This window comes from Delftia sp. WSY_22, from assembly GCF_043104185.1.
Classification (GTDB): Bacteria; Pseudomonadota; Gammaproteobacteria; order Burkholderiales; family Burkholderiaceae_C; genus Comamonas; species Comamonas tsuruhatensis.
Map to the genome: position 1 here is coordinate 1 of NZ_JBICKN010000010.1, position 270 is coordinate 270.

The window sequence follows — 270 nt, forward strand, 5'->3', positions numbered from 1 at the left end:
CAGCCCATGGCATCCCGAGCGACGTGACCACGGCGCAATCGAGCTGGATCGGCCGCGCCTACGGCATGAGCGACACGCCGCTGGTGGGCCGCATGGACTGCTGCGTGGCCAACCTGATGCAGCCCATGCACCAGCGCATGCTGGCCGATGGCATCGAGGTGGTGATTCGCGGCACCAAGCTGGCCGACACCGGCCAGGTGCCGGCGCGCGGCCCAGGCGATGCCTACGAGGTCTTGCTGCCGCTGCTGCACTGGAGCCATGACCAGGTGT

Annotated in this window: 1 pseudogene; it reads left to right on the forward strand. The window is 68.9% G+C overall.

Annotated features, from left to right (window positions below):
• Positions 1 to 270 (forward strand): annotated as a pseudogene (locus tag ACF8NF_RS08115) (phosphoadenosine phosphosulfate reductase); the annotation flags it as partial.